Origin of the sequence: Agitococcus lubricus, from assembly GCF_003051055.1 — a bacterium.
Classification (GTDB): domain Bacteria; phylum Pseudomonadota; class Gammaproteobacteria; order Pseudomonadales; family Moraxellaceae; genus Agitococcus; species Agitococcus lubricus.
In genome coordinates this window covers 41573-66964 of sequence record NZ_QAON01000005.1, presented here as the reverse complement: position 1 = coordinate 66964, position 25392 = coordinate 41573, and the positions used below count along the sequence as shown (strand labels likewise).

Below are 25392 nucleotides of genomic sequence, written 5' to 3'. Positions count from 1 at the left end.
ATCCCTTCGACTACGCTCAGGGAGCTTCTAAACGCTGGTTGAGTCAAATCGTGGTGGCTAAGCGGAGTCGAAGCCTATCTTGAAATGACAATATACTATTACGAGAAATAAAATGAATCTAGAAAAAGTCGTATTTGCCTTTTTTATTGTGCTTGCTGCCACGCTCAACTTCGGTTTTTTTATTGGCGATATCAGTAATCCCGATTTACATCATATTGGGGAGTTTGTCGCTGCATTAGTGGTCAATTTGATTGCAACATCGCTCAAGTTTGGCGACCGTTCGCACATGGGGGCTACCCAATTAGCGACCAGTTTAGTGGCCGTATTACAACTAGTCGCTGCTGCCATTTTTTGGGGATATCAGACACAAGTGGTGGGGCAAATGACGCCCAGCGCGATGGCCAGTATCGTATCATTGGCAGGGGGCGCGATGTTGGCTAACTTTGTATCGCTGATTTTGTTGATTGCTGAAACTGTGATGTTTCGTCGCTAATGAACACGGCATTTTTTATTGCGCTACGCCGCCTGCGTTTCCCGATTATTGCGCTGATTATGACCTATACCATCAGTGTCACGGGCTTAGTATTGATTGAAGGAACAGATGGGCAGGGGAATCCTGTGCCAATGAGTTGGTTTCATGCTTTTTATTTTATGAGTTATACCGCGACAACCATCGGTTTTGGTGAAATTCCTTATGCCTTCAATAATTTACAACGGATGTGGGTAACGTTTTGTATTTATTTGTCGGTAGTAAATTGGGCTTGGTTATTGGCAGCTATTATGTCTTTGGCGCAAGATAGAACGTTTTTGGAAGCCATGAAGCGAGGGAGTTTTAGCCGCAGTGTCAAACGGATTCGTGAGCCATTTTGGTTGATGTGTGGTTATGGGCAAACGGGCGCAATGTTGTGTGACCGTTTGGGGCACGCTGGCCAGCGTGTGGTGGTCTTAGAAAAACGCGAACAAGAAATGTTTGAGTTGGAGTTACATGACCACGGATTGAGTATTCCTGCTTTATTAGCGGATGCCAGAGATGCTGAAGTCCTCATGGCAGCAGGCTTATCCCATCCTGAATTAGCAGGAGTATTGGCCTTAACCTCTGATGACGCGACAAATTTAGGGATTGCGGCGGCCACACGGGTGTTAAATCCGTATGTCCCTGTGTATTGTCGTTCAGAAACACCCAGTATTGCCGAAAGTGCGCTTGCCTTTGGCACAGATATGTTAATTAACCCTTTTAAGGTTTTTACCGACGAGCTGCGTTTATTATTATTAAATCCACAAGCTCACCAATTATTTACCCATCTCACACCGACACATAGCACGAGTCGGTTGACCACGCGCGATTGTCCAGAAGGGCAATGGATTATTTGTGGTTATGGTCGTTTTGGCAAATTAGTGGTCGATGCGTTGAGCGAAACAGGCCGCCCTTGCACGCCCATTGACCCGACATTGCTCAATCTGTCGCCTAAGGATATCGAGGGTATTTGGCAAGATGAATTAGATGAGTTACGCGATGCCCATTTGCCTTATGCCGCAGGTATCGTGGTGGCGACTGGCGATGATACCCGTAATTTGGCACTAGTCGCTTTAGCTCGGCAGGTAAACCCTGATATTTATGTGATTCTTCGGCAAAACGATGACCATAGTGCCTTGCTGTTTCAAGCCCTAAAGCCAGACATGCTCATGGTGCCCAGTGTGATGGTGGCGCGCCAATGTTTGGCGGCGATGACGTCCAACCTATTGCCTGTTTTTTATGACCATATCCCGCAAATTCCCGCTCTAGATATTCAACGTTTGTTACACGCCTTGCCCGACGACAATACCCGTATTTGGGAAGTTTGTATCAATTTTGACGAAGCCCCTGCCATTTTTTCTTGGTTGTGCCAAAAGCGTCAAATTCGCTTTTTAGATTTGGTGCGTGATAACCGCGACCGTGACCAACGCTTACCTGTTTATATCGTGGCCATCATGCGTGGTGGACGCTTTATACCCGCACCTGTCGAAGAGGACATCATGATTCTGCCTAATGACCGCTTACTGTTAGCGGGGGCGCCCAGCATGCAATACCGTTTTGAAATTAGCCTGCGGGACGAACAAGTCTTATCCTATGTGATTGATAATATTGACCGCCCTGATGGCTTAATGTGGCGTTGGTTAGCACAAAAAATGAAATCCTGATGGTGCTCAGTTCAATCTTTCATGGCGACCACATAAGGCAAATCAAGCACATCCAAGGATTTTTTCTCTTCACCCAAAAACAGATGGCTGACTTTGTCGTGACGAGCAATCGCTAAAAGCTCTACCGTATCTGGACTCGCTTGTGCCGCAAGCACAACATGTCCCTGACTCTGACCTTCTCTATCATACAAGGGGGTATTGAGCGCAGGTAAGTGCGCTGTTTGTACGCTAAAGCGGTGTGCCCATTGTTTGAGTTTGCCCCTAAAATATAAACGAGCAATAATTTCTTGGCCTGTATAACAGCCTTTGTTGTAGCTAATCGCGTCTAAATTCAGATAGTTCAGTTCTTGCGGCTGATAAAGCTCACTCGTTTGTGCCAAGACAGGGGTTTCTCCTGCCCGAATTTGTGCCAGCCGCCAGTCATTGAGTGTTGCAACCGTCGCGGCTACGTTCAGTTGAGACCATAAACTTTCTGCTGCATCAGCGGTGACTAAAATCAGCCAACGATGTTCACCGTGTAGTCGGGTAATACTCCATTCGGCTGTGCTATAGGTGTGTCGAGTGTCGGTCGGGCAATCACCACAGATAGCATGTAAATGCTCATAGGCCGCTGTTCCCATTACGCCAAAAGCGACTAAGGGGGCTTCAGTCAGTTGGGCTTTAGAAAAAACCATATATTTTTTTAAGGTGTTTTGCGCTGTGGTCGATAGTTCGCGGTCAACCAACAACTGAATATGTTGTGCTGGCCATTCGACAGCGTTAAAACTGAACACCAAACGCCCCTTTAAGTTAGCATAGCCCCCTAAGCACGCATGTTGCGGGGTTAATGTCTGGATATCGGTTGTGGTTTGCCCTTGCAAAAATTTATGCGCATCAACGCCATGAATCGTAAAAATATGCTCATTATCGAGCCGAATAATTTGTAATGCGGACATAGGATTTATCTCGGTAAGACACAGCATCATGCAACACAGAGGACAGCGTCAGTGTGGCGATGGTTTTTGACAAAGTGGATATAGAGTCATGATATAATAGATAAATAAAATCAGCGAGATAAAAAATGCGTGAATTGACCGATGCTGAACGTGCCATGTTTTGGCGCGCACGACGCGGCTTAAAAGAGTTAGATGTATTTTTTGAGCCATTTATGCGTGACCATTATTTATCATTACCAGCTAATGAACAAGCGATGGTAGCCAAGTTAATTAAATGTGAAGACCCCGATTTATTAGCGTGGTTTATGGGCTATGAACACCCCGAAGACCCCGACCTAGTGCATATTATTCAGGTGTTTCATGAGCGTTTGGGCACTGGACACGACGCTTAAACCGTCATATTGGCATCGAGCGATAGTCGTTGGAGCGTTTATTCTAGCGGCCATTGCTATTTATTGTGCGCACTTGCCAACGTGGTGTCAGGTTATTGCGGGTGGGGCATGGGTATTGTTGGTTTGTATCACTGGCTTAGGCTTTAGAGTCTCGCCCTACCAGATTCACGCTGTGCAAGCAGATGACAAAGACTGGTGGATTATTTTAAGGCAGGGACAACGTATCAAAGTCAACTTACACGCGCAGACGGTATGGCGTTATTTAATCGTATTGCATTATCAAGAGCCCAATTTAGGCACGCATTATAGCGTCGTTATTTTTCCTGACAGTGTTTCTGCTAATCACTACAGGCGTTTACAAGCACGATTACGTTTGAGTGCGCTGCACCCTTTAAGGCTATTTGACTGGTAAGTCGGTGTTAAGCTATCAACACTCAAAAAATAGTTTCCCTTATATGATGGCTATCTTGCTTGACAACAGGGATAAGAATAACTATCGGCGTTTAGAGACTAGGTTTAGGTGAGTGGGTGATTATTAATTTATTTGCTTCTTGCTCTAGTTTGGTGAATACAGGAAAAAGTTTGCTAGGTGTAAAGATATCGTCAGTATTTAAGAAGTCGTCATACTTACAAAAACGTAATAAGCATTTATGAGCCCAGATAATGTTGTTATCAACCGTTTTTGGGAAGCTAACAAACCAAAAGCCACGATTACTTAATTTTGAAAAAAGAATACTGATTTTAAAATAAGAGGGATATAAGATAATATTGGTGTCATATTGTCGCCATTTACCTTGAATAACAACAGTCTCAACTAAAGGACTCCCTGCTGGATACTTAAAATAGCTCTTAACAACGCTCCCATGAATAAATGGCGCAATCAGACTAGCTTTTTGTAATCGGCTCTCAAGCTCGGTTGTGATGGAATACCGTATAATAAAGAATGCTATGATTAAACCAATAATAAGCACAGTAAGTAACGCATTAGCAAATAGCGCCATAATATTCTATGTCTCCACTAAAAACTCAGGTGGTACTAACACAGTATCCACTAGACCGCTATTCATTTGCGGATAATCTAACGTGTAATGTAGGCCACGCGACTCTTTACGTGCGAGGGCAGAACGCACAATTAACTCACTCACCAACACTAAATTACGCAGCTCCAGTAAATTGGACGACACTTTGTAATTGCTGTAATACTCGCTAATTTCACTTTTCAGTAATTCTATGCGGCGTAATGCCCGTTGTAGACGTTTATCGGTACGCACAATACCTACATAGTCCCACATAAAACGACGCAACTCGTCCCAATTATGCAAAATGACGACATCTTCATCGGAGTTGCGCACTTGCGACTCATCCCATAACGGGCAAGCAGGAGGCGGGGCAGTGTGACTTAAACGCTGTTCAATATCCCGCGCGGCTGCCATCGCAAAGACAAAACATTCTAATAAGGAGTTGCTCGCCATACGGTTAGCCCCGTGTAAACCTGTAAATGAGGTTTCGCCAATCGCATAGAGATTTTTGATATCCGTTTCACTTTGTAAATTGACCATCACGCCGCCGCAGGTAAAGTGGGCGGTAGGGACAACGGGAATCCAATCTTTGGTGATATCAATACCGTAGCTTAGACAAGTTTTATGGATATTTGGAAAGTGACTAATAATAAATTCGGGGTCTTTGTGGGTAATGTCTAAATAGACACAACGAATACCCAAGCGTTTCATTTCAAAGTCAATGGCGCGCGCAACAATATCGCGGGGAGCTAGTTCGGCACGCGAATCAAAACGGGGCATAAAACGTTCGCCATCAGGCAGGCGTAAAATTGCCCCTTCGCCACGCATAGCCTCTGTAACCAAAAAGGCTTTAGATTGTGGATGATACAAACTCGTCGGATGAAATTGATTAAACTCCATATTGGCCACCCGACAGCCTGCACGCCACGCCATCGCAATACCATCACCTGTGGCAATATCAGGATTACAGGTATAAAAATAGGCTTTACTGGCACCGCCTGTGGCTAAAGCAACAAAACGTGACTTAAATAATTCCACTTGTCCCGAATGTTGATTGAGTACATAGGCACCCAAGACCCGATTGTCTTCGTCTAAGCCGAGTTTTTTACTGGTAATTAAATCAACCGCGACACGATTCACTAACAAGTCGATATGCGCACAACTTTTGACACGATTCACTAAGGTCGTAGAAATAGCCATACCTGTGGTATCTGCCGCATGAATAATACGACGGTGTGAGTGGCCGCCTTCACGCGTCAAATGTAAATGGTCGGTTTCATCGAGTGTAAAACGTACGCCTTGGTCAACCAACCACTGAATCGCTTTTGCTCCGTGTTCTACGGTAAAACTGACCGCATCAGCATGGCACAAGCCTGCTCCCGCCACTAAGGTATCTTGAATATGGCTATCAATGGTATCTGTCTCATCAATGACGGCGGCAACACCACCTTGCGCATAATAGGTGCTGGCTTCGGTCAGTTCGGCTTTTGAGAGAACGGCTATTTTTAAGGAGGTGGGCAAATTGAGTGCTAAGGTTAAACCCGCAGCGCCACTGCCAATAATCAGCACGTCATAGTCAAAATCTTTCATGGTGTCATTAAACCATCATCATTATGGGCAAAAATAAGCTGCGCATCTCTCTGTATCAAAAACAGGGCGGAACAGCTCTTAAAAATAGAACTCATTTCAGCGAGTAACAGGTGTTTTTACCTGTTTTAGCCTTTGTTTGCTTCTGTCCAAGCGACGCAAACATCTCGACAAACTCTAAGCATTTGAAAGTATAGAATATAGGATTTAGGTACAACAGTACATTTAGCTATCTTGTCTTATACAAGAATACGATGCTGGCCTTATTTTTATCAGTATACGCTATATGTTGTACAATCGTACAGTAAGTTGGTGTTTCTATTTATTCATATCAAAATCCTAAACTTTATCTGTCATTATGAATATCTTGAGTCAGATGACGCACTGAGCGTAATATTATCTTGTCTACTAATGCAGCTTATAGCCGCTGCGTGTCGGATGCTTAGGCGTTAGCCCTAATCTTAGCGGAGTCTGGATAATAAGTGAGCCAACTGTGATTGAGCAAAATGCGCGTGTGGTGTCTGTATTATCAGCCACCACAGTTCAACTTGAAGTGTTTAGGCAAACGAGTTGTCAGTCGTGTCAGCAGGGTTGTGGTGCAAATAAACTGGCATTCATGAACAACGCGTCGGTGCATTACTTAGAAGCCAGCACGACGCTGAGTTTGGCTTCTGGTGACGACGTAATTGTCGCTATTCCTGAACATCAATTATGGCAAGCCGTCGGATGGTTGTATGTGTTGCCATTAAGCATCTGTGTATTATTGGCACTGATTGGGCAATATTGGGCTGGTGAAGGCGCCGCTATTTTGGGGGCAGTACTGGGCTTTGCAACGGGTTGTATGATGAGTCATTATCTACAAGGCCATCCACAATTACCTATCGTCACCTATAAAAAAGAAAAACTGAGTCCATAATTGTTACAAAGCCCATTCTATTGGGTACGCAGTTTGACAAAATACTGCACTTAGTTACAAAAGCCTCATAGCACCCAGCCAACAATCCTTTTAATTTTTAGGCCAGACACCATCTCGGGTTATAGTAAGCATATTCGGCGTTCAAGAGTGTGCATTTCAAATTATAAAAGTAATATAAAACAGTGCTTTATATTGCTTTGGTTCAGTCAATTAACGATTTAATGCTGGAGCAAATAACATTATGTCATCACCATCTTTGACAACGCGACGTTGGGTTTTAGCGTTAGTGTGTGTAACAGGCATACAAGCAACATGGGCAGCAACAGCCGTTGTCGATTTTTCTGAGTTAGTCGATAAAAATGCTAAAGCAGTGGTTAATATCAGTGCATCAACCAAAGCTAAAAAAAGAAGCCTACAACAACAGCAACAAGTCCCTGAAATTTTTAGACGTTTTTTTGGTGACGATTTTGGCTATGCGCCACAACCGCGTGACCGTCAGTCTTTTGGTTCGGGCTTTATTATTTCCAAAGACGGTTATGTATTAACCAATAATCATGTGGTTGACCATGCCGATAAGGTGGTCGTTAAGTTAAATGACCGTCGGGAATTAGAAGCCGAAGTGATTGGAACTGACGAACGTACCGATGTTGCCTTGCTCAAAATTAAAGCCGACAATTTACCTGTGGTACAAATTGGTAATCCCGATAAGTTAAAGGTAGGGCAGCCTGTACTTGCCATTGGTTCGCCTTTTGGTTTTGATTATTCCGCCACCGCAGGGATTGTAAGTGCAAAGTCACGCGCGCTACCTAACGAATCGTATGTCCCTTTTATTCAAACGGATGTCGCGATTAATCCAGGTAATTCGGGCGGGCCACTCTTTAATGCCGACGGCGATGTGGTGGGTATTAATTCACAGATTTATAGCCGTTCGGGCGGGTATATGGGCTTGGCGTTTGCTATTCCTATTGATGTTGCGATGGATGTGGTTGACCAGCTCAAAGAAAAAGGCAAAGTATCTCGCGGCTATTTAGGCGTTGTTATTCAAGATATTGACCGTGACTTAGCAGAGGCCTATGGCCTTGCTAAACCTGCGGGCGCATTGGTGGCTAAAGTTTTACCAGACACTCCCGCCGATAAAGCAGGCTTAAAAGAAGGGGATGTTATTATTGCTTTTAATGGCCAAGATATTGGATTGTCTTCGGAGTTGCCACAAATGATTGGCCGAGCCAAAGTCGGCAAAACTTACCCCTTAACCGTACTGCGTGAAGGTAAAAAGCTCGATGTACCGTTTGCCGTGGCTACCTTACCTGATGACGAAGCTGATACCCCTGAAAAAGCCGCTGAACCCGACCTGAATAGTTTGGGGATTGGTATTCGTAACTTAACAGAACAAGAAAAAGTACAGTTAAAGTTGGAGTCAGGCGTTTTAGTATTACGTTTGGCCGATGATGGTGCTGCCGCAGATGCAGGCATTTTACCCAATGACGTGATTGTGCGTTTGAACGGTCAAGTGGTTAAAGATACGCAAGAGTTCTTAAAGATTGCAAAAAAAATAGTTGCCAACAAACCTGTGCCGATTGTTATCAATCGCAATGGACAACCGCGCATCATGGCCATTCGTTTAGAAGCCTCTGAAAAGACCGATAAAAAGGAAAAGTCTAAAGCACAATAAGGAATGGGGTGCTTGCTGACCTAGCAAGCACCTAGATACTGCCAAACCCCTCCCGTATTTGACCGATAAAAAGCGACGTCTCCTCATCAGTCATACGATTTCGTGTTTTATGGATAAAAAAGCCTGTACTTTTTTGCTACAATGCCGCAACTTTTTTTCGCCCTATTGGTAACTCCCTGTGACAGACATTAAGCATATTCGCAATTTTTCTATTATCGCCCATATTGACCACGGTAAATCCACCTTAGCAGACCGCTTTATTCAATTATGTGGTGGTTTAGAAGACCGTGAAATGCAAGCACAAGTGTTGGATTCGATGGATTTAGAACGCGAGCGTGGTATCACTATTAAAGCGCATTCTGTGACCTTGTATCACACCGCTAAAGATGGCCATCGTTACCAACTGAACTTTATTGACACACCAGGTCATGTTGACTTTTCTTACGAGGTCAGCCGCTCTTTGGCCGCGTGTGAAGGGGCTTTGTTGGTCGTTGATGCTGCGCAAGGCGTAGAAGCACAGTCGGTAGCCAACTGTTATACCGCGATTGAGCAAGGTTTAGAAGTATTGCCTGTATTAAATAAAATTGATTTGCCACAGGTTGAGCCAGAGCGTGTACAACACGAAATTGAAGAAATTATTGGTATTGATGCCAGTGAAGCTTGTCGTGTCAGTGCCAAAACAGGTTTGGGTGTTGGCGATTTACTCGAAGAGCTCATTGTTAAAATTCCTGCGCCAGAAGGCGACCGAGATGCCCCTTTACAAGCCTTAATTATTGACTCTTGGTTTGATAATTATTTAGGTGTAGTTTCTTTAGTACGTGTACGTCATGGCCGCATTAAAAAAGGCGACCGCATGTTAGTAAAAAGTACAGGTCAATCGCATTATGTCACCAGTGTGGGGGTGTTTAACCCCAAACATACCGAAACAGGCGGTCTTGAGGCGGGCGAAGTCGGTTTTGTCATTGCGGGGATTAAAGATATTTTTGGTGCGCCCGTAGGTGATACCATTACCCATCATGCCACGCCTGATGTTGAAATATTAGCAGGGTTTAAAACCGTTAAACCGCAAGTCTATGCGGGCGTATTTCCAGTGGATTCGAGTGACTTTGAAGCCTTCCGTGAAGCCTTACAAAAGTTAAAACTCAATGATTCAGCTTTGTTTTTTGAACCAGAATCCTCCGATGCTTTAGGTTTTGGTTTTCGTTGTGGTTTCTTGGGCATGTTACACATGGAAATCGTCCAAGAGCGTTTAGAGCGTGAATACAATTTAGACTTAATTACGTCTGCGCCCACGGTTATTTACGAAGCGAAAAAGAAAAATGGCGATATTGTTTATGTCGATAACCCTTCAAAATTACCTGAAGGTTCAATTATCGAAGAGTTACGCGAGCCGATTGCCGAAGTACATATTTTAGTGCCGCAAGAATATGTGGGTAACGTCATGACCCTCTCGACCGAGCGTCGTGGCGTACAAAAAGATATGAAATTTTTGGGTAATCAAGTGGCCTTGAGCTATGACATTCCGATGGCCGAAGTGGTATTAGACTTCTTTGATAAACTCAAATCGACATCTCGTGGTTTTGCGTCTTTAGAGTATGGTTTTAATCGGTTTGAAACCGCTAAATTGGTGAAAGTTGACGTATTAATTAATGGCGATAAAGTCGATGCTTTAGCGATGATTTGTCATGCCAACGATGCGCGTCATCGTGGTTTGGCTTTAGTAGACAAAATGAAAGACTTAATTCCGCGTCAAATGTTTGATGTCGCCATTCAAGCAGCGATTGGTAGCCAAATTATTGCCCGTTCTACTGTGAAAGCCATGCGTAAAAACGTCTTAGCCAAATGTTATGGTGGCGACGTGTCACGTAAAAAGAAACTTTTAGAAAAGCAAAAAGAGGGTAAACGCCGTATGAAACAAGTGGGTAGCGTAGAGATTCCCCAAGAGGCTTTCTTAGCGGTATTAAAGGTTGACCGATAATGGATTTTGATTTTTCATTGATTTTAACCGCCGTGACTTTACTGGCGGCCGTGATTTGTTTAGCCGACAAGTTATTTTTTAAGCAACATAAATCGCCTAAACAATTGGCACAATATGAAGGCAAAGAGTATAAAGAACATATTATTATCGAATATGCCTACTCGTTTTTTCCTGTGTTGGCGATTGTATGGGTATTACGTTCTTTCTTGTTTGAACCCTTTACCATTCCCTCAGGCTCGATGTTGCCAACCTTAGAAGTGGGCGACTATATTTTAGTCAATAAGTATACCTACGGTTTGCGCTTGCCTGTGGTGGGGACAGAAATCTTAGCCATGAATAAACCACAACGCGGCGAAGTCATGGTGTTTAAGTTTCCGCCCAAGCCGAGTATGAATTTTATTAAGCGCGTTGTGGGGTTGCCAGGTGATAAAATAAAGTTCAAAAATGATACCTTGTATATTAATGGTCAAGCCGTACAGCGTGAACTGATTAAACAAGAGCCCGCCGTACAACCGTGGGAGCAGTACTTTCGTGAAGTGCTTGGCTCACATATCCATTTGACGCGTCAGGAAGTTGGCAGTTATCCTGCAGGTAAAGAATGGTCAATCACAGTGCCTGAAGGTCATTACTTTATGATGGGCGATAACCGTGATAACAGTAACGACAGTCGTTTTTGGGGGCCTGTACCAGAGGCCAATATTGTGGGTAGAGCAGTATACGTTTGGACACACAAAGAGCCAGGCTTTAATTTGCCTTCATTCCATCGTAATGGGGCAATTAACTAATTATTTGCGCATCAACTCTGATGCGCCTATGCGTTTATGGGGGTAAGCATGCGTCGTTTCCAGCGCGGTATGTCGTATTGGACAGTATTATTCGGTGTAGGCCTATTTGGTTTAATCATTAAAGTGTCTGCGACTGTAGGGCCTATTTATTTAGATTTTTATACCATCGACGAAATGTTAAAATCTAAATTCCGCGAAACACAAGTCGATAAATTTGAGTTGCGTAAATTTGGTGCCGATTTACAAAGTCAAATGGAACGAAATAACATTCGTGACCGTAAAGTGGATGATTTGATGGTCTTGAAACGAGAAGGAAACCTCTTAATTGTTGAGCTTGACTACGAAGAGCGCCGTAAATTGATGGGCAATCTAGATGTGGTCGTACACTTCAAAAAGTCCTATACCTCTGAACGTCCTGACGGTTTTACTGAATAATGGTGAATTATCAACGGTTAATGAACGCATTAGGATATCAATTCAAGGATGAAAAGCTCATTAAATTAGCACTGACGCATCGCAGTGTCAGCGGGAATCATAATAATGAGCGTCTAGAGTTTTTAGGCGACTCTATTTTAGGCATGATTGTCGCTGATTATTTATATCATCACTTTCCGCAAGAAAAAGAAGGTCGGCTGACACGCTTACGTGCCAATCTTGTTAAACAGGATAGCCTAGCTATTATGGCGCGTGAACTCAAAATTGGTGATTATTTGAGCTTAGGGGCAGGCGAATTAAAAAGCGGTGGCTTTAGACGTGACTCCATTCTAGCCGATGCCCTAGAAGCCTTGCTCGGTGCTATTTATCTAGACTCAGGGCAAATGGCCATTTGTCGTGACTGTGTGTTAGGTTGGTATGGTGCACGTTTACAAGAAGTTGCGGCTGAACCTGTGCTTAAAGACCCTAAGAGTCGTCTACAAGAGTATTTGCAAGCACAGCATTTGGCTTTACCACTGTATGCCGTCAGTGAAGTCTTAGGCGAAGACCATAATCAGACCTTTCAAGTCCAATGTACCATCGAACAGTACCCACCCGTGCAAGGAATAGGGTCTAGCCGCCGTCATGCCGAGCAGGCAGCCGCCACAGCATTGTTAAAATTATTAGGTGTAGAATAAGCCATGAGCGAACAACTGATTGAGAATTTTTTTGGCAATCAACAAGAGACCATCGATGCCGAAAATTATCGCTGTGGTTTTGTGGCGATTGTGGGACGACCTAATGTAGGTAAATCGACCTTATTAAACCATCTGCTAGGTCAAAAACTTTCTATTACCTCGCGTAAACCGCAAACCACACGCCATAAAATTTTGGGTATTGTGACCGAAAACAATGTCCAAGCTATCTATGTCGATACGCCAGGTATGCATAAACGCGAACCGCGTGCCATCAACCGTCTCATGAATCAAGCCGCACAAAGTGCATTAAAAGATGTCGACTTAGTCCTTTTTGTCGTTGATGGTTTGAAATGGACGCCCGATGATGACTTAGTATTAGAAAAATTAAGCCGCGTGGAAACGCCAGTGATTTTGGTGCTTAATAAAGTCGATACCGTCACCGATAAAGAGAGTTTATTGCCCTACTTAACGACACTGAGTCAAAAACGTCATTTTTCGGAAGTGATACCTCTATCTGCCTTGCGAGGTCATAATTTAACTACCTTACATGAGTTAGTTGGACGCTATTTGCCTTATGCACCACCGATGTATGCAGAAGACCAAATTACTGACCGTTCCCAACGTTTTTTAGCGGCAGAAATGATTCGTGAAAAAATTATGCGTCAAATGGGGGATGAAGTACCCTATGACCTGACGGTGCAAATTGAAAGTTTTAAGGTGGAAGGGCGTTTGTATCGTATCGATGCCACTATTTTAGTAGAGCGTGATGGCCAAAAAGCGATTGTGATAGGTGAAGGTGGCCAAAAATTAAAAACGATTGGTCAAGCAGCACGTTTGGATATGGAAAAGCTGTTTGATTCTAAGGTGATGCTCAGTTTATGGGTCAAAGTCAAAGGGGGTTGGTCTGATGATGAGCGTGCCTTAAAAAGTCTAGGTTATGGTGATATCTAAACAAGATGGTTCAGACACCGATATTGTGCCATGCCTATTTATTACATAGTCGTCCGTATCGTGAGCGCAGCCGACTGGTGGATTTTTGGACTCTAGAGCATGGCCGTGTCAGTGCGGTCATGCGTCAAACACCGCCACCCTTATTTCAACCTTGTTTAATTGCATGGCGCGGCAAACAAAGTCTTAAAAGCCTCGTACAATGTGAGCTAGCAGGATTGCCTTTAGTCTTAGAAGGCCATGCCTTGTTTGCTGGTTTTTATCTCAACGAGTTGCTCGTCCGTTTGATGGCCGATGAAGAAAGTCATACCGAACTATTTGTCTTATATAGCCAAGCCTTGGCGCAATTAAATGACCCCGCTAGCTTGGAGCTTACCCTAAGACGGTTTGAGTCTGGTTTGTTGAGTGCATTAGGTTACCGTATTTGTTTTCATTGTGATGCAGAGGAACAAATACTGATTGACCGCGCGTTTTATCGCTTTGTCCCAGAGCAGGGCTTCGTACGTGTCACAGCACATGACGCGAATGCTTGGCAAGGGCAGTTGCTCTTAAATATTGCGACTGAAGATTATACACAGGCGGCAACACGTCAAGCGGCAAAGTTAATCTTTCGCAGCGCATTAGCGCATCTGTTAGGCAATAAGCCATTGAAGAGCCGAGAGTTGTGGCTAAAAACGCGCTAAAAGTGATTGCTAAGTATTCAAATGACACTAGGTGTTAGCCCAGTGTCAAATTTACTTTCAGTATTTTGTCTTTGATAGCTAAATAGACTTAGTTTTCCAATTCAATACTGCCAGAGACCTGAACATTCAAACGGCTTTGACCTCCTGCATACTCGGCTGCAGGTGCAGCATCAGCCATTTCCATTTTCGCAGCACGAGCCATCATATACATCGGTTGAGGTGGCTGGTTATTCGTTGTTCCTAAGTTCATTTGTATAAGTTTGTAGCCTTTGGCATTCCATGCTGCTTTGATTTTATCAGCGCGGGTTTTGAACGCGGTGACGGCTTCTGTAATCAACTGATTTTCTAATTCGCGGCGTGTTTCTGGGGCTACGCTAAAATTGAGATTATTGAGCTGTAATTTGGATTGAAGCTGACTAATTAACTCGCCTGCCGCTTTGAAGTCTTTACTGGAAATTTGAATTTCTGCACGACCACGCCAGCCATCTAATTTATTTTTTTCATTGTAAATAGGGTAAGTTTGTTGATTGCCGCTAGTCAACTTGACGGTATTATAGGCCGCACCTAATTTTAAGGCGTCATTAGTGACGGTTGTTAAGTCTTTAGCTAACAGCGAGGGGTTTTTATTATTTAATTCAATACTTAATGTGGCGGTTAATAAGTCGTTAGCGATTTCTTTTTCGACTTCGGTCTGAAAATCAATACGCTGATATTGGGGGGGATTATGGTCGGCTAAGACGGGTGTACTTAAGGCTAATAAGCTGATACATAAGGCTTTTTTCAACATAATAACATATCCAATAATGAACTCAAAAAAATACACAATCAGCATGAAAGTGATTAACGACTAGTGTATGTAAATCCTAGCTTTGTTTGTAATGGCTTATCGTAACTAAGACAACTATCGTGTTATGAATTGATAGCGTGTTTGCTATAGGATTGTATATTTAGCATCACTGATGCTTTGTTACTGTGAATATAGCATTACGCCTCTAGCGTAAACAAGGATGTTTACGCTGACTGATGGATTATGCAGTACGTGATTTAGAAGATTTACGTTTTGGATGTTCTTGGTGCTCTATGCCATGTGCAATACAAGCCAGTGCACATAATAAACTAAATAAAAGCGCATTTGCAGGAATCTGTAAATTAAAATCCGTTGTGGAGTGAATCATGATACTAAGAATTGCCATCATCACACCAAAGCCAACACCTTTTAGGATGGCGGTATGTCGAGAAACTTGTGCTTGTACAGCGCACGTTAGACTATAAATCACAATAGCAGCAAAAATGAGGCTGCCAATTAGGCCATATTCAAGGCCAATTTGCAGAAAGTCGTTATGTGCATGATCGTAAAAGTTACTAATGTCGGCATTTCTATAAAGTGGAAAAATACTGTAATAACTACCAGCACCTGAGCCTGTCAGCCAATAATCCTGTATGGCTTGTAAGGTTTGTTGGAAGACATAAACACGTTGCTCTTCATCGCTCGATGTTTTTTCTAAACGCTGTGCTAATTTATCTAAACCAAACCAAGCCCCTAAAATAAAAATATCAATAATAATCAGACTACTAAACAAGACAAATAAAGACTTCGCCTTGTGATGTTTTCGGTATATAAAAATACCAAATACACCACATAACCCTAAACTTGCAAAAAAAGCCGTATTACCCATTCTAGAATGAGATAATACAAGAGCGACTACCATAATCGCTAAAAAAATACGAATACGCGCTTTACCACTGAGTAAACTAGAAATAAATTCTCTGATAGCTGAGCGTAAACCTGCCCATTGATTTTTATTTTGTAAAATATGTGTAATTAATAAACCGATACCTATCGGAATAATCATTTCTAAATAGCCTGCTAAATGATTTCTATTAATAAATGTTCCTGTGGTTGAGCCTAAATAGGGACTCATAATATGCAATACATCGAATGATGAGCCACCTAAGACAACCATCACGCCATAACAGGCTTGAAACACTCCACTCATAACTAAAACTTGGCAGACGGTCTCAAGCCGTTTAGGCGTATTGATAATAACTAATGATGCACTAAAGAAAAGGGCGTAGCACAAGCTTTTTTGTAGACTATTTAGACTAGCCTCACGATTAGTTGAAATCGTTAGCCATGCATCTTGACTAGATGACAGTACCATAGATTGAGGTGAAATATAGGCGATAAACGATGATGGTAAGGGGATGATTTGAATAACTATCCACAAAGGAATCATAAAAAATAATAAGACTAATCCTTTATGTTGTTTGAGTGCACGAGGGGCGACATGATTTCTTTGAAATGTTAATAGGCAACTTACTACCAACAAACTAGTCAATAACGCCAATAAAGACATAGACCAGTCACGATTACTACCCAGTGGCAGCGGCGACCAAAAAACAATAATACATAAAAAAATAAATAAAAAAGAGTGCATAAACTTTATTGGTTGTTCATATAAACTCAATAAAAAAGGGTCTTTTAGACCCTTTTTTATCACAGCAAGAAGATATTAGTTGGGGCTAACTCGTACACCACCACCTGTATTACCACCTGTGTTAAAGCTAAGGTTGGTATTTGGGCCATCTCTACCTTCAAGGCCAGAGAATAAGCCACTATTTTGTTTTGCATTGCTAGCAAGATTTTGTATGGTTGTTTTATCTAAGCCTCTATTGATTGCGAAGCTCTGGATAAAGTCGATTTTACTTGGAAAGCTGGACATCGCTGCTGCAATTGCATCATAGGCTTTGTCTGGTGCATTTTTGATAAAATCTTCAAGTACGGCTTCAAGATCTTTTTCATCTGTCGCAGCAATAATTTCTTTGACAGTTTTGCCGTTGTTCAAATCTTCCTTAACACCTGCATGTACAAGGCTAACTGGCAACAAAGTGGCTGCCAACACGATTCCTAGCAGAGACTTACGCATAGGTTTAACTCCTTTGATGGATATAAAACAGCCTAAAGGCTATACATTGAATCGTAGTAGAAGACAATAGGCTTGGCAAGCAAAAAGATGTTACAGGCTGCAATTAGTTGATATCTGGTAGGACAATCCAGACCTACGACTTTTGAGTTCTATAAGGTAAACTACTCTTTTGACTTTGACTAGTATTTAGCAAGGAATTTTTAATCGATGAGTAACAAAACGACACAGGCTATTGGACGCTTTATTTTTTGGAGCCGATGGTTGCAACTGCCAATGTATCTGGGGTTGATTGTTGCATTGGCTATTTATAGCTATAAGTTTTTTGTCATGCTATCCAATTTAGTGGTGAATTTAGGCGCTTATGGCGAGAATGATATTTTACTGATTGTTCTCGCTTTAATTGATGTGGTGATGATTGCTAATTTATTGGTGATGGTGATTATTGGCGGGTATGAAATTTTTGTCAGCCGTTTAAATATAGATGACCATCCCGACCAGCCTGAATGGTTAGACCACGTTGATGCAGGGGTGCTTAAAATTAAGTTGGGTATGGCCTTGGTGAGTATTTCGTCCATTCATTTGTTACGTAGTTTTATTGATACTAAGAATCTTTCGGAGCATACGCTAAAGTGGGAAGTGATTATTCATTCCATTTTAGTGCTGTCGGTGATTTTTATTGCCTTAACAGATTGGTTGATTCAATATAAAGCCGCTCAATTGCATAAGATGAAACATGGTGGGCATTGATTGAGTGACGTGAAACCCATCACTTTGATGTTTGATGGGTTTCCTTTGTCAATCTATTCTACACAACAAACATAAAATATAAATTTAATCACAAATAATGGTCATTGAGCTTGGCCAGCACTGAGCATAGTCGAAGGGGCGAAATGTTGCCATTGTTCCACATCAAAACCCAACACAATATTGTTATTATCCAACACCAACAAAGGACGTTTAATCATGCTTAAATTTTGCAAAATAATAGACTTAATACTTTGATTATCTAAGGTATTTTTATCCAAAGCCAATTTGCGCCATGTTGTGCCTTTTTGATTGACAATCGCTTGCCAACCCACACGATTTAACCAATCGTCTAAGGTCTTTTCATCTAAAGCTGCTTTTTTATAGTCATGAAATTGATAAGCAATGCCTTGACCGTCTAACCATGTAAAAGCTTTTTTCATGGTGTCACAGTTTTTGATACCGTAAATGGTGAGCATATTTTTAAGTGTCCTACAGTTTGGTGTTATAAAGCGTACCCTTCGACTTCGCTCAGGGAACACTTTTGTTGGCTGAGCGGAGTCGAAGTCTATTCACTTAATCAACACGCAACAATTCGTTTAAGCCCACTTTGCTACGGGTTTGAGCGTCAACTTTTTTGACAATAATGGCAGCATATAAGCTGTATTTGCCACATTTTGACGGTAAAGAACCAGAAACCACCACAGAACCCGCAGGCACACGACCATAGTGAATTTCGCCTGTTTCGCGGTCATAAATTTTGGTAGATTGACCAATATACACGCCCATCGACAACACTGAGCCTTCTTCAACAATCACGCCTTCAACGACTTCGGAGCGTGCGCCAATAAAGCAATTGTCTTCAATAATGGTTGGATTGGCTTGTAATGGCTCTAACACACCACCAATACCGACACCACCCGATAAATGCACGTTTTTACCAATTTGTGCACAAGAGCCGACGGTTGCCCATGTATCAACCATAGAGCCTTCATCGACATAAGCACCAATATTGACATAGGAAGGCATTAACACCACGTTACGTGCAATAAAACTCCCACGACGCGCAGTGGCAGGTGGCACAACACGAATACCAGACTCTTTAAACTGTTCGGCTGTCCAGTCGGCAAATTTGGTTGGTACTTTGTCATAAAACTGAATCGCACTGCCGCCAGACAAAGGCTCATTGTCATTTAAGCGAAAAGATAACAACACAGCCTTTTTTAACCATTGATTAACAACCCATTCACCGTTTACTTTTTCGGCAACACGGGCTTTACCGCTATCTAATAATTGAATGGCTTCAGCCACCGCATCACGCACATCTTGTGGTGCATTTGTAGGACTAAACTGTAAGCGGTCTTCAAAGGCTTGAACAATAATATCGGACAGGGACATGGATTTTCTCCTCATTACATAACACTTATTTGCGCTCTTGGAAGTCCCCTCTTGAGAGTAATGCCAGTCAGTTAAGCAGTTTTTGCTGACTTCGACTCCGCTCAGTCAACGCAAAAATGCGCCCTGAGCGGAGTCGAAGGGCAGGTTTTAAGTGCCAATTTTTCTTAACTGACCAGCATTACCTCCGAGGAGGGGAATTATTCATCGCAAAAAACACCAATCAACTTTTTAAAAGATTAACAATACGCTGGGCAGCAGCCACACAATCAGCGATGGGTGCAACTAAGGCCATACGCACATAATGTTCGGCAGGGTTTTGGCCAAGAGGGTCAGTGCGACCTAAATAACGACCAGCCAATACGGTAATATGGGCTTTTTCGTATAAGAACTGAGCAAAGGTTTCATCGGTAAAACCATCAGGCACTTTCGCCCAAAAATAGAAACCTGCATCGGGCATGGTGAGTGGTAAAACAGGGTTAACGATAGCATAAAATTCAGCAAACTTTTGTCTATACTGGCCACGATTTTCAATAACGTGTTGTTCATCCTGCCACGCCGCCACAGACGCATATTGATGTTGAACAGGCATAGCCGAACCATGATACGTCCGATACAACAAATAAGGCTTGAGAATATTGGCATCACCAGCAACAAAACCCGAGCGTAAACCCGGTAAATTGGAGCGTTTAGATAAAGAATGAAATACCACACAATTTTTATAGTCGTGGCGGCCTAATTCGGCACACACTTGCAATAAACCTAAGGGTGGGTTGTTTTCGTCAAAATAAATTTCGGAATAACACTCATCAGAGGCAATCACAAAGCCATATTCATCACTCAGGGCAATGAGCTTGGTTAAGGTTTGTTGATCTAAAATAGAACCTGTTGGATTACCAGGTGAACAAATAAATAACAGTTGTGTGCGTTGCCAAACGTCGGCAGGAACAGCATCAAAATCAGGAATAAAGTTATTTTCGTGGGTGCAAGATAAAAAATAGGGTTCTGCTCCTGCTAAATAAGCCGCACCTTCATAAATTTGATAAAACGGATTTGGCATCACCACCAAAGGTCTATGGTGTTGACGATTAACCACGGCCTGAGTAAACGAAAACAACGCTTCGCGTGTGCCATTCACAGGCAAGACTTGATGTTCGGCATCTATCGTACTGAGCGTAAAACGTTGTTGTAGCCAAGTCGCAATCGCTTGCCGTAATTCGGGTATTCCTTTGGTTGTGGGATAGGTCGCTAAGTGTTTAGCCTGTTGATTGATGGTTTCCAGCACAAAACTGGGTGAGGGATGTTTGGGCTCACCAATAGATAGCGCAATCGGCGTGAGTTGCTGAGCGGGAGTCAGTCCTTTGAAAAGTTGTGCCATTTTCTCAAAAGGGTAGGGATGTAATAACGCTAACTCAGGGTTCATAGTATTCACTTTAGTTGACAGTATCGAGTTGCTGGCGTAAGGCAGTTGCTAACTCTTGGCATAAGTCAGGATTAGACACAGGTTGTCCAGCGCGGTCAGTAATAAAAAAGACGTCTTCTGCACGTTCACCGAGCGTAGCAATACGCGCACTATGAATACTGACGCCATGTTCCATAAAAATCACGCCAATACGCGCCAGCAGACCAGGCCTATCTAAGGTAATAATTTCAAGCGAGGTTTGTTGTTTGCTAATATCATTACTGATGTTAACTTCTGTTTTGACACTGAAGTGCTTTAACTCCCGCGGCAGACGCTTTTGAGCAATGGTAGGGAATTGTTCGGGATGTGACAGGGCTTTGACAAGACTTTGACGAATACTTTCGAGACGATATTGGTCACTGATGGGGGTATTCTGTTCATCGAGTACAATATAAGTATCTAATGAAAATTTGCTGGTAGCGGTAATAATGCGTGCATCAAGTACCGTTAAATGTTGCTGGTCAAGTGTGGCGACAGAGGCAGCGAATAGATTGGGTAAATCTTTAGTATAAACAAAGATTTGTGTTGCACCCTGAAATTGAGTGGTATGGCTTTCTTGAATAGCAACAAGCGGGCTGTGACTGTTGCCATGATTGAGAATAGCCGCAGTTTGCCATGCAATATCAGTTGCACTTTCGCGTAAGAAATAATCGTCGCCGAGTTCCGCCCAAATCGAATTGACAGCCGATTCGTCAAAGTTTTCGCTCAGCAATAGTTCTAAGGCGGTAATACGTGTTTCGGCAATGACTTCGTCACGGTCAATCGGATTATTGAGGCCTCGTCGTAATACGCGGCGTGTTTGCTGATAGAGTTGACGTAATAAAGACGCCCGCCATGAATTCCATAATTTAGGATTAGTGGCACAAATATCGGCAACGGTTAAAGCATATAAGTAATCTAAGTGGACAAGGTCGCCAACCTTTTCGGCAAAGGCTTGAATGACATCAGGGTCGCCTAAATCTTGTTTTTGAGCGGTCATCGACATCAATAAATGATGACGTGTTAACCAAGCAACAATATTTGCACTACGATTAGAAAGGCCATGCGCTAAACAAAATTCAATCGCATCCACTGCCCCTAATTCCGAGTGGTCTCCGCCACGGCCTTTACCAATATCATGAAATAAGCCCGCTAAATACAATAATTCGGGTTTGGGTAAGTTTTGAGCAACTTCGGTGACAACGGGAAATTTGTCGTGACTGTCGCTATAGCGAAAGCGGCGCATGTTTTTGATGACCAATAAGGTATGGGCATCAACGGTATAAATATGAAATAAGTCATATTGCATTTGGCCAACAATTGCCCCAAAAGCAGGTAAATATTGACCTAAAACACCATAACGTTTCATCTTGCGTAGTGTGGAAAAGAGTACGCGAGGCGAGCGTAAAATCTCCATAAAATAGGCGCGATTTTGTGGGTTATGGCGAAATTCGGCATTGATTTTACGGGCTTCTACCATAATTAAACGGATGGTGCTGGCACGTATGCCCGTAATATGTGGGCTTTCGGAGAGAATGGCAAAAATTTCCATTAACGCCGTTGGGTTGCGAGCAAATACTTGATGGTGTGTGACTTCTAAATAGTTATCACGAATCTGAAAATCTTCATTGAGAGGTTCTATGATGGCATGCTCGTCGGCACGCAAAATCGCTTCGTCAAAATACTGAAGTAGCATTTCGTTAAGCATCGATAAGGTCATGGCAACACGATAATAATCTTTCATAAACTGCTCAACCGCACGGTTGAGGTTATTATCTGTGAAGCCAAATAAATGGGCTAAAGTACGCTGATAATCAAATAATAAACGGTTTTCGTTGCGTTTAGCGACCATATGCAGGGCAAAACGGATTCGCCATAAAAACGTTTCGCCTTCGGATAATTGTTTGTATTCAAATTCAGTCAAAAAGCCGTGAGTGACTAAGTCGTATAAGTTGGTTGTACCAAAATGGCGTTTAGCTACCCAAACGACCGTCTGAATATCGCGTAGTCCACCAGGGGCATTTTTAATATCGGGTTCAAGGTTGTATTCCGTATGATGATGTTTGGCATGTCGCGCTAATTGCTCATCACGTTTCGCTTCAAAAAAAGCCGCATCTGTCCATAAGGGTTGAATTAAGGCAAGTAAGGTTTGCCTTAAACTGTCATTACCAATCAGCGTACGTACTTCCAGTAAATTGGTGGCGATAGTGACATCTTCACTGACTTTTTCGACACAGTCACTCAATGAACGGACACTCGAACCTAGGTCTAAGCCTAAGTCCCACAATAAAGCAATAAATTGGCTAACTTTGTCTTGTAAGATTTCACTCAAATTATCATAACTATGCAACACCAACACATCAATATCAGAGGCGGGGTGTAACTCACCACGGCCATAACCACCAACGGCCAATAGAGCCAACTCGGCTTCGTTATCTAAATCAAAACGTCGCCACGCATCGACTAAAATCAGGTCAACGGCTTCTGCGCGTGCACTGACGAGATTGGCGACAGCGTCCCCTGCCTGAAAACGCTCCCATAATTGCTGTTGCGCCTCTTTGAGTAACTCACGATACACTGCAGGTGTCACTTCTTGGACGCTGAGTGCTAAGACATCTAAAACATGAGGCGTGAGGGAGGGTGGTTGCATAGTTTAGGTGTATCCGTTTTAAGGCGTTAAAAAACTAAAGTCTTCTTCGGGGCGGGCAGTCAGCACTTCGACACCCGTAGGCGTGACTAAAATAGTATGCTCCCATTGTGCGGATAGCTTATGGTCTTTTGTAACAGCCGTCCAACCATCGGGTAAAAGTTTGGTGTGATATGAGCCTGCGTTAATCATGGGTTCTATGGTAAATGTCATCCCTGCAACTAAGGCCATGCCTGTCCCAGCTTTGCCATAATGCACGATTTGTGGTTCTTCATGGAAAATTCGACCAATACCATGACCACAATAATCACGCACGACCGAAAAGCGATTTGCTTCAGCGTGTTTTTGGATGACAGCACCAATGTCTCCCAGTTGACAACCGGGCTTCACCAGTGCCAGCGATTTATATAAACACTCTTGTGTGACACTAATCAAACGTTCAGCCAACACCGAACCTGACCCCACAATAAACATTTTGGAGGTATCGCCATGATAACCGTCTTTAATCACTGTGACATCAATATTGATAATATCCCCCTGTTTGAGGACTTTTTTATCACTTGGAATACCATGACAAACGACATGGTTAACCGAAGTACAAATACTTTTAGGAAAACCACGGTAATTTAGCGGAGCAGGAATTGCTTGTTGCACATTGACAATATAGTCATGGCAAATACGGTCTAGTTCTTCGGTAGTCACGCCAGCTTTGACATGCTCACCAATCATCATCAACACATCGGCAGCGAGCTTGCCTGCTACCCGCATTTTGGCAATTTCTTCATCAGTTTTAATAGATACGGTCATAAAGTCATAAATCACGATTGAGGCTAAGAGGGCGTTATGGTATAAAGCGCGCCTTATTTGAGCAACAAGACTTTTGGTTAATCGTGTTTTCTAGACAGAAAATATCAAAAATGACCCAAAAAATGATGCTCAAATAAAGAAAAGGCTTGCGCGTGGTACCTGCGTATCGGCGCGAGCATATCAATCCATCGTAAAAACGCACATATATCGACACAATTATTGGGTGCTGAACGTGAAAACGGCCAGTCGGTAATTGGGATATATGGAGGCCTAACCCTAATTGGAGTTAATCATGGCACAAGTTTCTATGCGTGACCTGTTACAAGCAGGCGCACACTTCGGTCACCAAACCCGTTTCTGGAACCCAAAAATGGGCCAGTACATTTTCGGTGCTCGCAACAAAATCCATATCATCAACTTAGAGCATACCGTGGTTGCTTTAAATGATGCCTTAAATTATGCCAACGGTTTGGCTGCTAAGCGTAACAAAGTATTGTTCGTTGGCACTAAGCGTGCAGCGGCGGGCATTATCCGTGCTGAAGCACAACGTTGTGGTATGCCTTATGTTGACCATCGTTGGTTAGGTGGTATGTTGACTAACTGGAAAACCATTCGTCAATCCATCAAGCGTTTCAAAGAGTTAGAAGTACAATCTCAAGACGGTACTTTTGCTAAATTGACCAAGCGTGAAGCCTTAGAGCGTACACGTGAAATGGAAAAATTAGAAAAGAGCTTTGGTGGTATCAAAGATATGGGTGGTTTACCAGATGCTTTGTTTATCATTGACGTTGACCACGAAGCGATTGCGATTCAAGAAGCACGCAAACTAGGTATTCGTGTGATTGGTGTGGTTGATACCAACTCTAATCCAGACGGTGTAGACATTGTTATTCCTGGTAACGATGACGCAATCCGCGCTATTCAGTTATATGCAGGTTCAATGGCTGATGCGATTTTAGAAGGCAAAGAATACGCTGCAACACAAGCAGGCGGTCGTGAGCCAGAAGCAACAGACGCTGCGCCAGAGGCAACTGCTTAATAGCAGGTGGGAGTCATCGTTTTGACGAAGACTCCTCTCGACTGAGTGTACTTGAACTAGTGGTCATACGGATGTCATTGATTTAAGTAACACTCAGCGACCAATTTGTTAAAGGGGAGCATTGACTCCCCTTTACGACTTTCGGTTGTAGTGTCTCATGCTATCCGCGTTTTAGCGCATGATGATG

25 protein-coding genes are annotated in these 25392 nt (G+C 42.9%); 14 read left to right on the top strand and 11 right to left on the bottom strand.

Annotated features, from left to right (window positions below; translation table 11 throughout):
• The first annotated feature begins 112 nt into the window (after positions 1-112).
• On the top strand, positions 113-493 hold the full coding sequence (locus C8N29_RS06580) for a DUF6394 family protein (RefSeq protein WP_107865257.1): 381 nt from the start codon (positions 113-115) through the stop codon (positions 491-493).
• Positions 493-2178 carry an NAD-binding protein gene (locus tag C8N29_RS06575; protein ID WP_107865256.1) on the top strand — a complete coding sequence of 562 codons (1686 nt, stop codon included), beginning with the start codon at positions 493-495 and terminating at the stop codon, positions 2176-2178. Before C8N29_RS06580 ends, C8N29_RS06575 begins: the two co-directional genes overlap by 1 nt.
• A gap of 11 nt (positions 2179-2189) precedes the next feature.
• Here C8N29_RS06575 and ygfZ read toward each other — a convergent pair whose 3' ends face one another.
• Positions 2190-3113, bottom strand: coding sequence for a CAF17-like 4Fe-4S cluster assembly/insertion protein YgfZ (gene ygfZ, locus C8N29_RS06570; protein WP_170106916.1), 924 nt, complete (start codon positions 3111-3113; stop codon positions 2190-2192).
• Between the two features lie 125 nt (positions 3114-3238).
• Between ygfZ and C8N29_RS06565 the strand changes: the two genes are divergently transcribed.
• Positions 3239-3505, top strand: coding sequence for an FAD assembly factor SdhE (locus tag C8N29_RS06565; RefSeq protein WP_107865254.1), 267 nt, complete (start codon positions 3239-3241; stop codon positions 3503-3505).
• A complete protein-coding gene (locus C8N29_RS06560; protein WP_107865253.1) occupies positions 3474-3917 on the top strand; it encodes a protein YgfX in 444 nt (147 codons plus the stop codon). The genes C8N29_RS06565 and C8N29_RS06560 overlap by 32 nt, the downstream gene beginning before the upstream one ends.
• Positions 3918-4008: 91 nt before the next feature.
• Here the strand turns inward: C8N29_RS06560 and C8N29_RS06555 are convergent, their stop codons facing one another.
• Positions 4009-4506: a hypothetical protein gene (locus C8N29_RS06555; RefSeq protein WP_107865252.1), complete on the bottom strand. Its 498-nt coding sequence runs from the start codon at positions 4504-4506 to the stop codon at positions 4009-4011.
• A 6-nt stretch (positions 4507-4512) separates the two neighbouring features.
• Entirely contained in the window at positions 4513-6114 is a 1602-nt protein-coding gene (nadB, locus tag C8N29_RS06550) for an L-aspartate oxidase (RefSeq protein WP_107865251.1), read from the bottom strand.
• Positions 6115-6604: 490 nt separating this feature from the next.
• Between nadB and C8N29_RS06545 the strand changes: the two genes are divergently transcribed.
• The 8 genes from C8N29_RS06545 to recO all read left to right on the top strand — a co-directional run bounded on the left by C8N29_RS06545 (position 6605) and on the right by recO (position 14205).
• Positions 6605-7027, top strand: coding sequence for a SoxR reducing system RseC family protein (locus C8N29_RS06545; RefSeq protein ID WP_170106915.1), 423 nt, complete (start codon positions 6605-6607; stop codon positions 7025-7027).
• Between the two features lie 241 nt (positions 7028-7268).
• Positions 7269-8699, top strand: coding sequence for a DegQ family serine endoprotease (locus tag C8N29_RS06540; protein WP_107865249.1), 1431 nt, complete (start codon positions 7269-7271; stop codon positions 8697-8699).
• A 178-nt stretch (positions 8700-8877) separates the two neighbouring features.
• Positions 8878-10677, top strand: coding sequence for a translation elongation factor 4 (lepA, locus tag C8N29_RS06535; RefSeq protein ID WP_107865248.1), 1800 nt, complete (start codon positions 8878-8880; stop codon positions 10675-10677).
• On the top strand, positions 10677-11462 hold the full coding sequence (gene lepB / locus C8N29_RS06530) for a signal peptidase I (RefSeq protein WP_107865247.1): 786 nt from the start codon (positions 10677-10679) through the stop codon (positions 11460-11462). Before lepA ends, lepB begins: the two co-directional genes overlap by 1 nt.
• Positions 11463-11510: 48 nt before the next feature.
• Positions 11511-11897: a DUF4845 domain-containing protein gene (locus C8N29_RS06525; RefSeq protein WP_170106914.1), complete on the top strand. Its 387-nt coding sequence runs from the start codon at positions 11511-11513 to the stop codon at positions 11895-11897.
• A complete protein-coding gene (gene rnc / locus C8N29_RS06520; protein ID WP_107865245.1) occupies positions 11897-12574 on the top strand; it encodes a ribonuclease III in 678 nt (225 codons plus the stop codon). The genes C8N29_RS06525 and rnc overlap by 1 nt, the downstream gene beginning before the upstream one ends.
• Positions 12575-12577: 3 nt before the next feature.
• Positions 12578-13525: a GTPase Era gene (gene era / locus C8N29_RS06515; protein ID WP_107865244.1), complete on the top strand. Its 948-nt coding sequence runs from the start codon at positions 12578-12580 to the stop codon at positions 13523-13525.
• A 5-nt stretch (positions 13526-13530) separates the two neighbouring features.
• On the top strand, positions 13531-14205 hold the full coding sequence (recO, locus tag C8N29_RS06510) for a DNA repair protein RecO (protein WP_107865243.1): 675 nt from the start codon (positions 13531-13533) through the stop codon (positions 14203-14205).
• Between the two features lie 88 nt (positions 14206-14293).
• Here the strand turns inward: recO and C8N29_RS06505 are convergent, their stop codons facing one another.
• The 3 genes from C8N29_RS06505 to C8N29_RS06495 form a co-directional block, all read right to left on the bottom strand.
• Positions 14294-14992: an SIMPL domain-containing protein gene (locus tag C8N29_RS06505; protein WP_170106913.1), complete on the bottom strand. Its 699-nt coding sequence runs from the start codon at positions 14990-14992 to the stop codon at positions 14294-14296.
• Between the two features lie 241 nt (positions 14993-15233).
• Positions 15234-16202 carry an O-antigen ligase family protein gene (locus C8N29_RS06500; protein ID WP_170106912.1) on the bottom strand — a complete coding sequence of 323 codons (969 nt, stop codon included), beginning with the start codon at positions 16200-16202 and terminating at the stop codon, positions 15234-15236.
• A 516-nt stretch (positions 16203-16718) separates the two neighbouring features.
• Positions 16719-17132 carry a hypothetical protein gene (locus tag C8N29_RS06495; protein WP_107865240.1) on the bottom strand — a complete coding sequence of 138 codons (414 nt, stop codon included), beginning with the start codon at positions 17130-17132 and terminating at the stop codon, positions 16719-16721.
• A 207-nt stretch (positions 17133-17339) separates the two neighbouring features.
• Here C8N29_RS06495 and C8N29_RS06490 point away from each other — a divergent pair, with 207 nt between their 5' ends.
• The gene (locus tag C8N29_RS06490; RefSeq protein WP_107865239.1) at positions 17340-17879 is read left to right on the top strand and encodes a TIGR00645 family protein; all 540 of its coding nucleotides are present in this window, start codon (positions 17340-17342) and stop codon (positions 17877-17879) included.
• 101 nt (positions 17880-17980) lie between these two features.
• Here the strand turns inward: C8N29_RS06490 and C8N29_RS06485 are convergent, their stop codons facing one another.
• From C8N29_RS06485 to map, 5 genes are all read right to left on the bottom strand, one after another.
• Positions 17981-18355, bottom strand: coding sequence for an ArsC family reductase (locus tag C8N29_RS06485; protein ID WP_107865238.1), 375 nt, complete (start codon positions 18353-18355; stop codon positions 17981-17983).
• Between the two features lie 97 nt (positions 18356-18452).
• Complete coding sequence (gene dapD, locus C8N29_RS06480; RefSeq protein ID WP_107865237.1) at positions 18453-19274, bottom strand: 2,3,4,5-tetrahydropyridine-2,6-dicarboxylate N-succinyltransferase; 822 nt, start codon at positions 19272-19274, stop codon at positions 18453-18455.
• Positions 19275-19494: 220 nt separating this feature from the next.
• The gene (gene dapC / locus C8N29_RS06475; protein ID WP_107865236.1) at positions 19495-20694 is read right to left on the bottom strand and encodes a succinyldiaminopimelate transaminase; all 1200 of its coding nucleotides are present in this window, start codon (positions 20692-20694) and stop codon (positions 19495-19497) included.
• A 10-nt stretch (positions 20695-20704) separates the two neighbouring features.
• Entirely contained in the window at positions 20705-23362 is a 2658-nt protein-coding gene (glnD, locus tag C8N29_RS06470) for a [protein-PII] uridylyltransferase (RefSeq protein ID WP_107865235.1), read from the bottom strand.
• A gap of 18 nt (positions 23363-23380) precedes the next feature.
• The gene (gene map, locus C8N29_RS06465) at positions 23381-24166 is read right to left on the bottom strand and encodes a type I methionyl aminopeptidase (protein WP_107865431.1); all 786 of its coding nucleotides are present in this window, start codon (positions 24164-24166) and stop codon (positions 23381-23383) included.
• Positions 24167-24458: 292 nt separating this feature from the next.
• On the opposite strand from map, the gene rpsB reads away from it, so the two are divergent.
• Complete coding sequence (gene rpsB / locus C8N29_RS06460; RefSeq protein ID WP_107865234.1) at positions 24459-25205, top strand: 30S ribosomal protein S2; 747 nt, start codon at positions 24459-24461, stop codon at positions 25203-25205.
• The last annotated feature ends 187 nt before the right edge of the window (positions 25206-25392 follow it).

Coding starts and splice junctions, on each gene's coding strand:
- C8N29_RS06580 (WP_107865257.1), top strand. CDS start 113: ATGAATCTAGAAAAAGTCGTATTTGCCTTTTTTATTGTGCTTGCTGCC.
- C8N29_RS06575 (WP_107865256.1), top strand. CDS start 493: ATGAACACGGCATTTTTTATTGCGCTACGCCGCCTGCGTTTCCCGATT.
- ygfZ (WP_170106916.1), bottom strand. CDS start 3,113: ATGTCCGCATTACAAATTATTCGGCTCGATAATGAGCATATTTTTACG.
- C8N29_RS06565 (WP_107865254.1), top strand. CDS start 3,239: ATGCGTGAATTGACCGATGCTGAACGTGCCATGTTTTGGCGCGCACGA.
- C8N29_RS06560 (WP_107865253.1), top strand. CDS start 3,474: ATGAGCGTTTGGGCACTGGACACGACGCTTAAACCGTCATATTGGCAT.
- C8N29_RS06555 (WP_107865252.1), bottom strand. CDS start 4,506: ATGGCGCTATTTGCTAATGCGTTACTTACTGTGCTTATTATTGGTTTA.
- nadB (WP_107865251.1), bottom strand. CDS start 6,114: ATGAAAGATTTTGACTATGACGTGCTGATTATTGGCAGTGGCGCTGCG.
- C8N29_RS06540 (WP_107865249.1), top strand. CDS start 7,269: ATGTCATCACCATCTTTGACAACGCGACGTTGGGTTTTAGCGTTAGTG.
- lepB (WP_107865247.1), top strand. CDS start 10,677: ATGGATTTTGATTTTTCATTGATTTTAACCGCCGTGACTTTACTGGCG.
- C8N29_RS06525 (WP_170106914.1), top strand. CDS start 11,511: ATGCGTCGTTTCCAGCGCGGTATGTCGTATTGGACAGTATTATTCGGT.
- rnc (WP_107865245.1), top strand. CDS start 11,897: ATGGTGAATTATCAACGGTTAATGAACGCATTAGGATATCAATTCAAG.
- era (WP_107865244.1), top strand. CDS start 12,578: ATGAGCGAACAACTGATTGAGAATTTTTTTGGCAATCAACAAGAGACC.
- recO (WP_107865243.1), top strand. CDS start 13,531: ATGGTTCAGACACCGATATTGTGCCATGCCTATTTATTACATAGTCGT.
- C8N29_RS06505 (WP_170106913.1), bottom strand. CDS start 14,992: ATGTTGAAAAAAGCCTTATGTATCAGCTTATTAGCCTTAAGTACACCC.
- C8N29_RS06500 (WP_170106912.1), bottom strand. CDS start 16,202: ATGAGTGGAGTGTTTCAAGCCTGTTATGGCGTGATGGTTGTCTTAGGT.
- C8N29_RS06495 (WP_107865240.1), bottom strand. CDS start 17,132: ATGCGTAAGTCTCTGCTAGGAATCGTGTTGGCAGCCACTTTGTTGCCA.
- C8N29_RS06490 (WP_107865239.1), top strand. CDS start 17,340: ATGAGTAACAAAACGACACAGGCTATTGGACGCTTTATTTTTTGGAGC.
- C8N29_RS06485 (WP_107865238.1), bottom strand. CDS start 18,355: ATGCTCACCATTTACGGTATCAAAAACTGTGACACCATGAAAAAAGCT.
- dapD (WP_107865237.1), bottom strand. CDS start 19,274: ATGTCCCTGTCCGATATTATTGTTCAAGCCTTTGAAGACCGCTTACAG.
- dapC (WP_107865236.1), bottom strand. CDS start 20,694: ATGAACCCTGAGTTAGCGTTATTACATCCCTACCCTTTTGAGAAAATG.
- glnD (WP_107865235.1), bottom strand. CDS start 23,362: ATGCAACCACCCTCCCTCACGCCTCATGTTTTAGATGTCTTAGCACTC.
- map (WP_107865431.1), bottom strand. CDS start 24,166: ATGACCGTATCTATTAAAACTGATGAAGAAATTGCCAAAATGCGGGTA.
- rpsB (WP_107865234.1), top strand. CDS start 24,459: ATGGCACAAGTTTCTATGCGTGACCTGTTACAAGCAGGCGCACACTTC.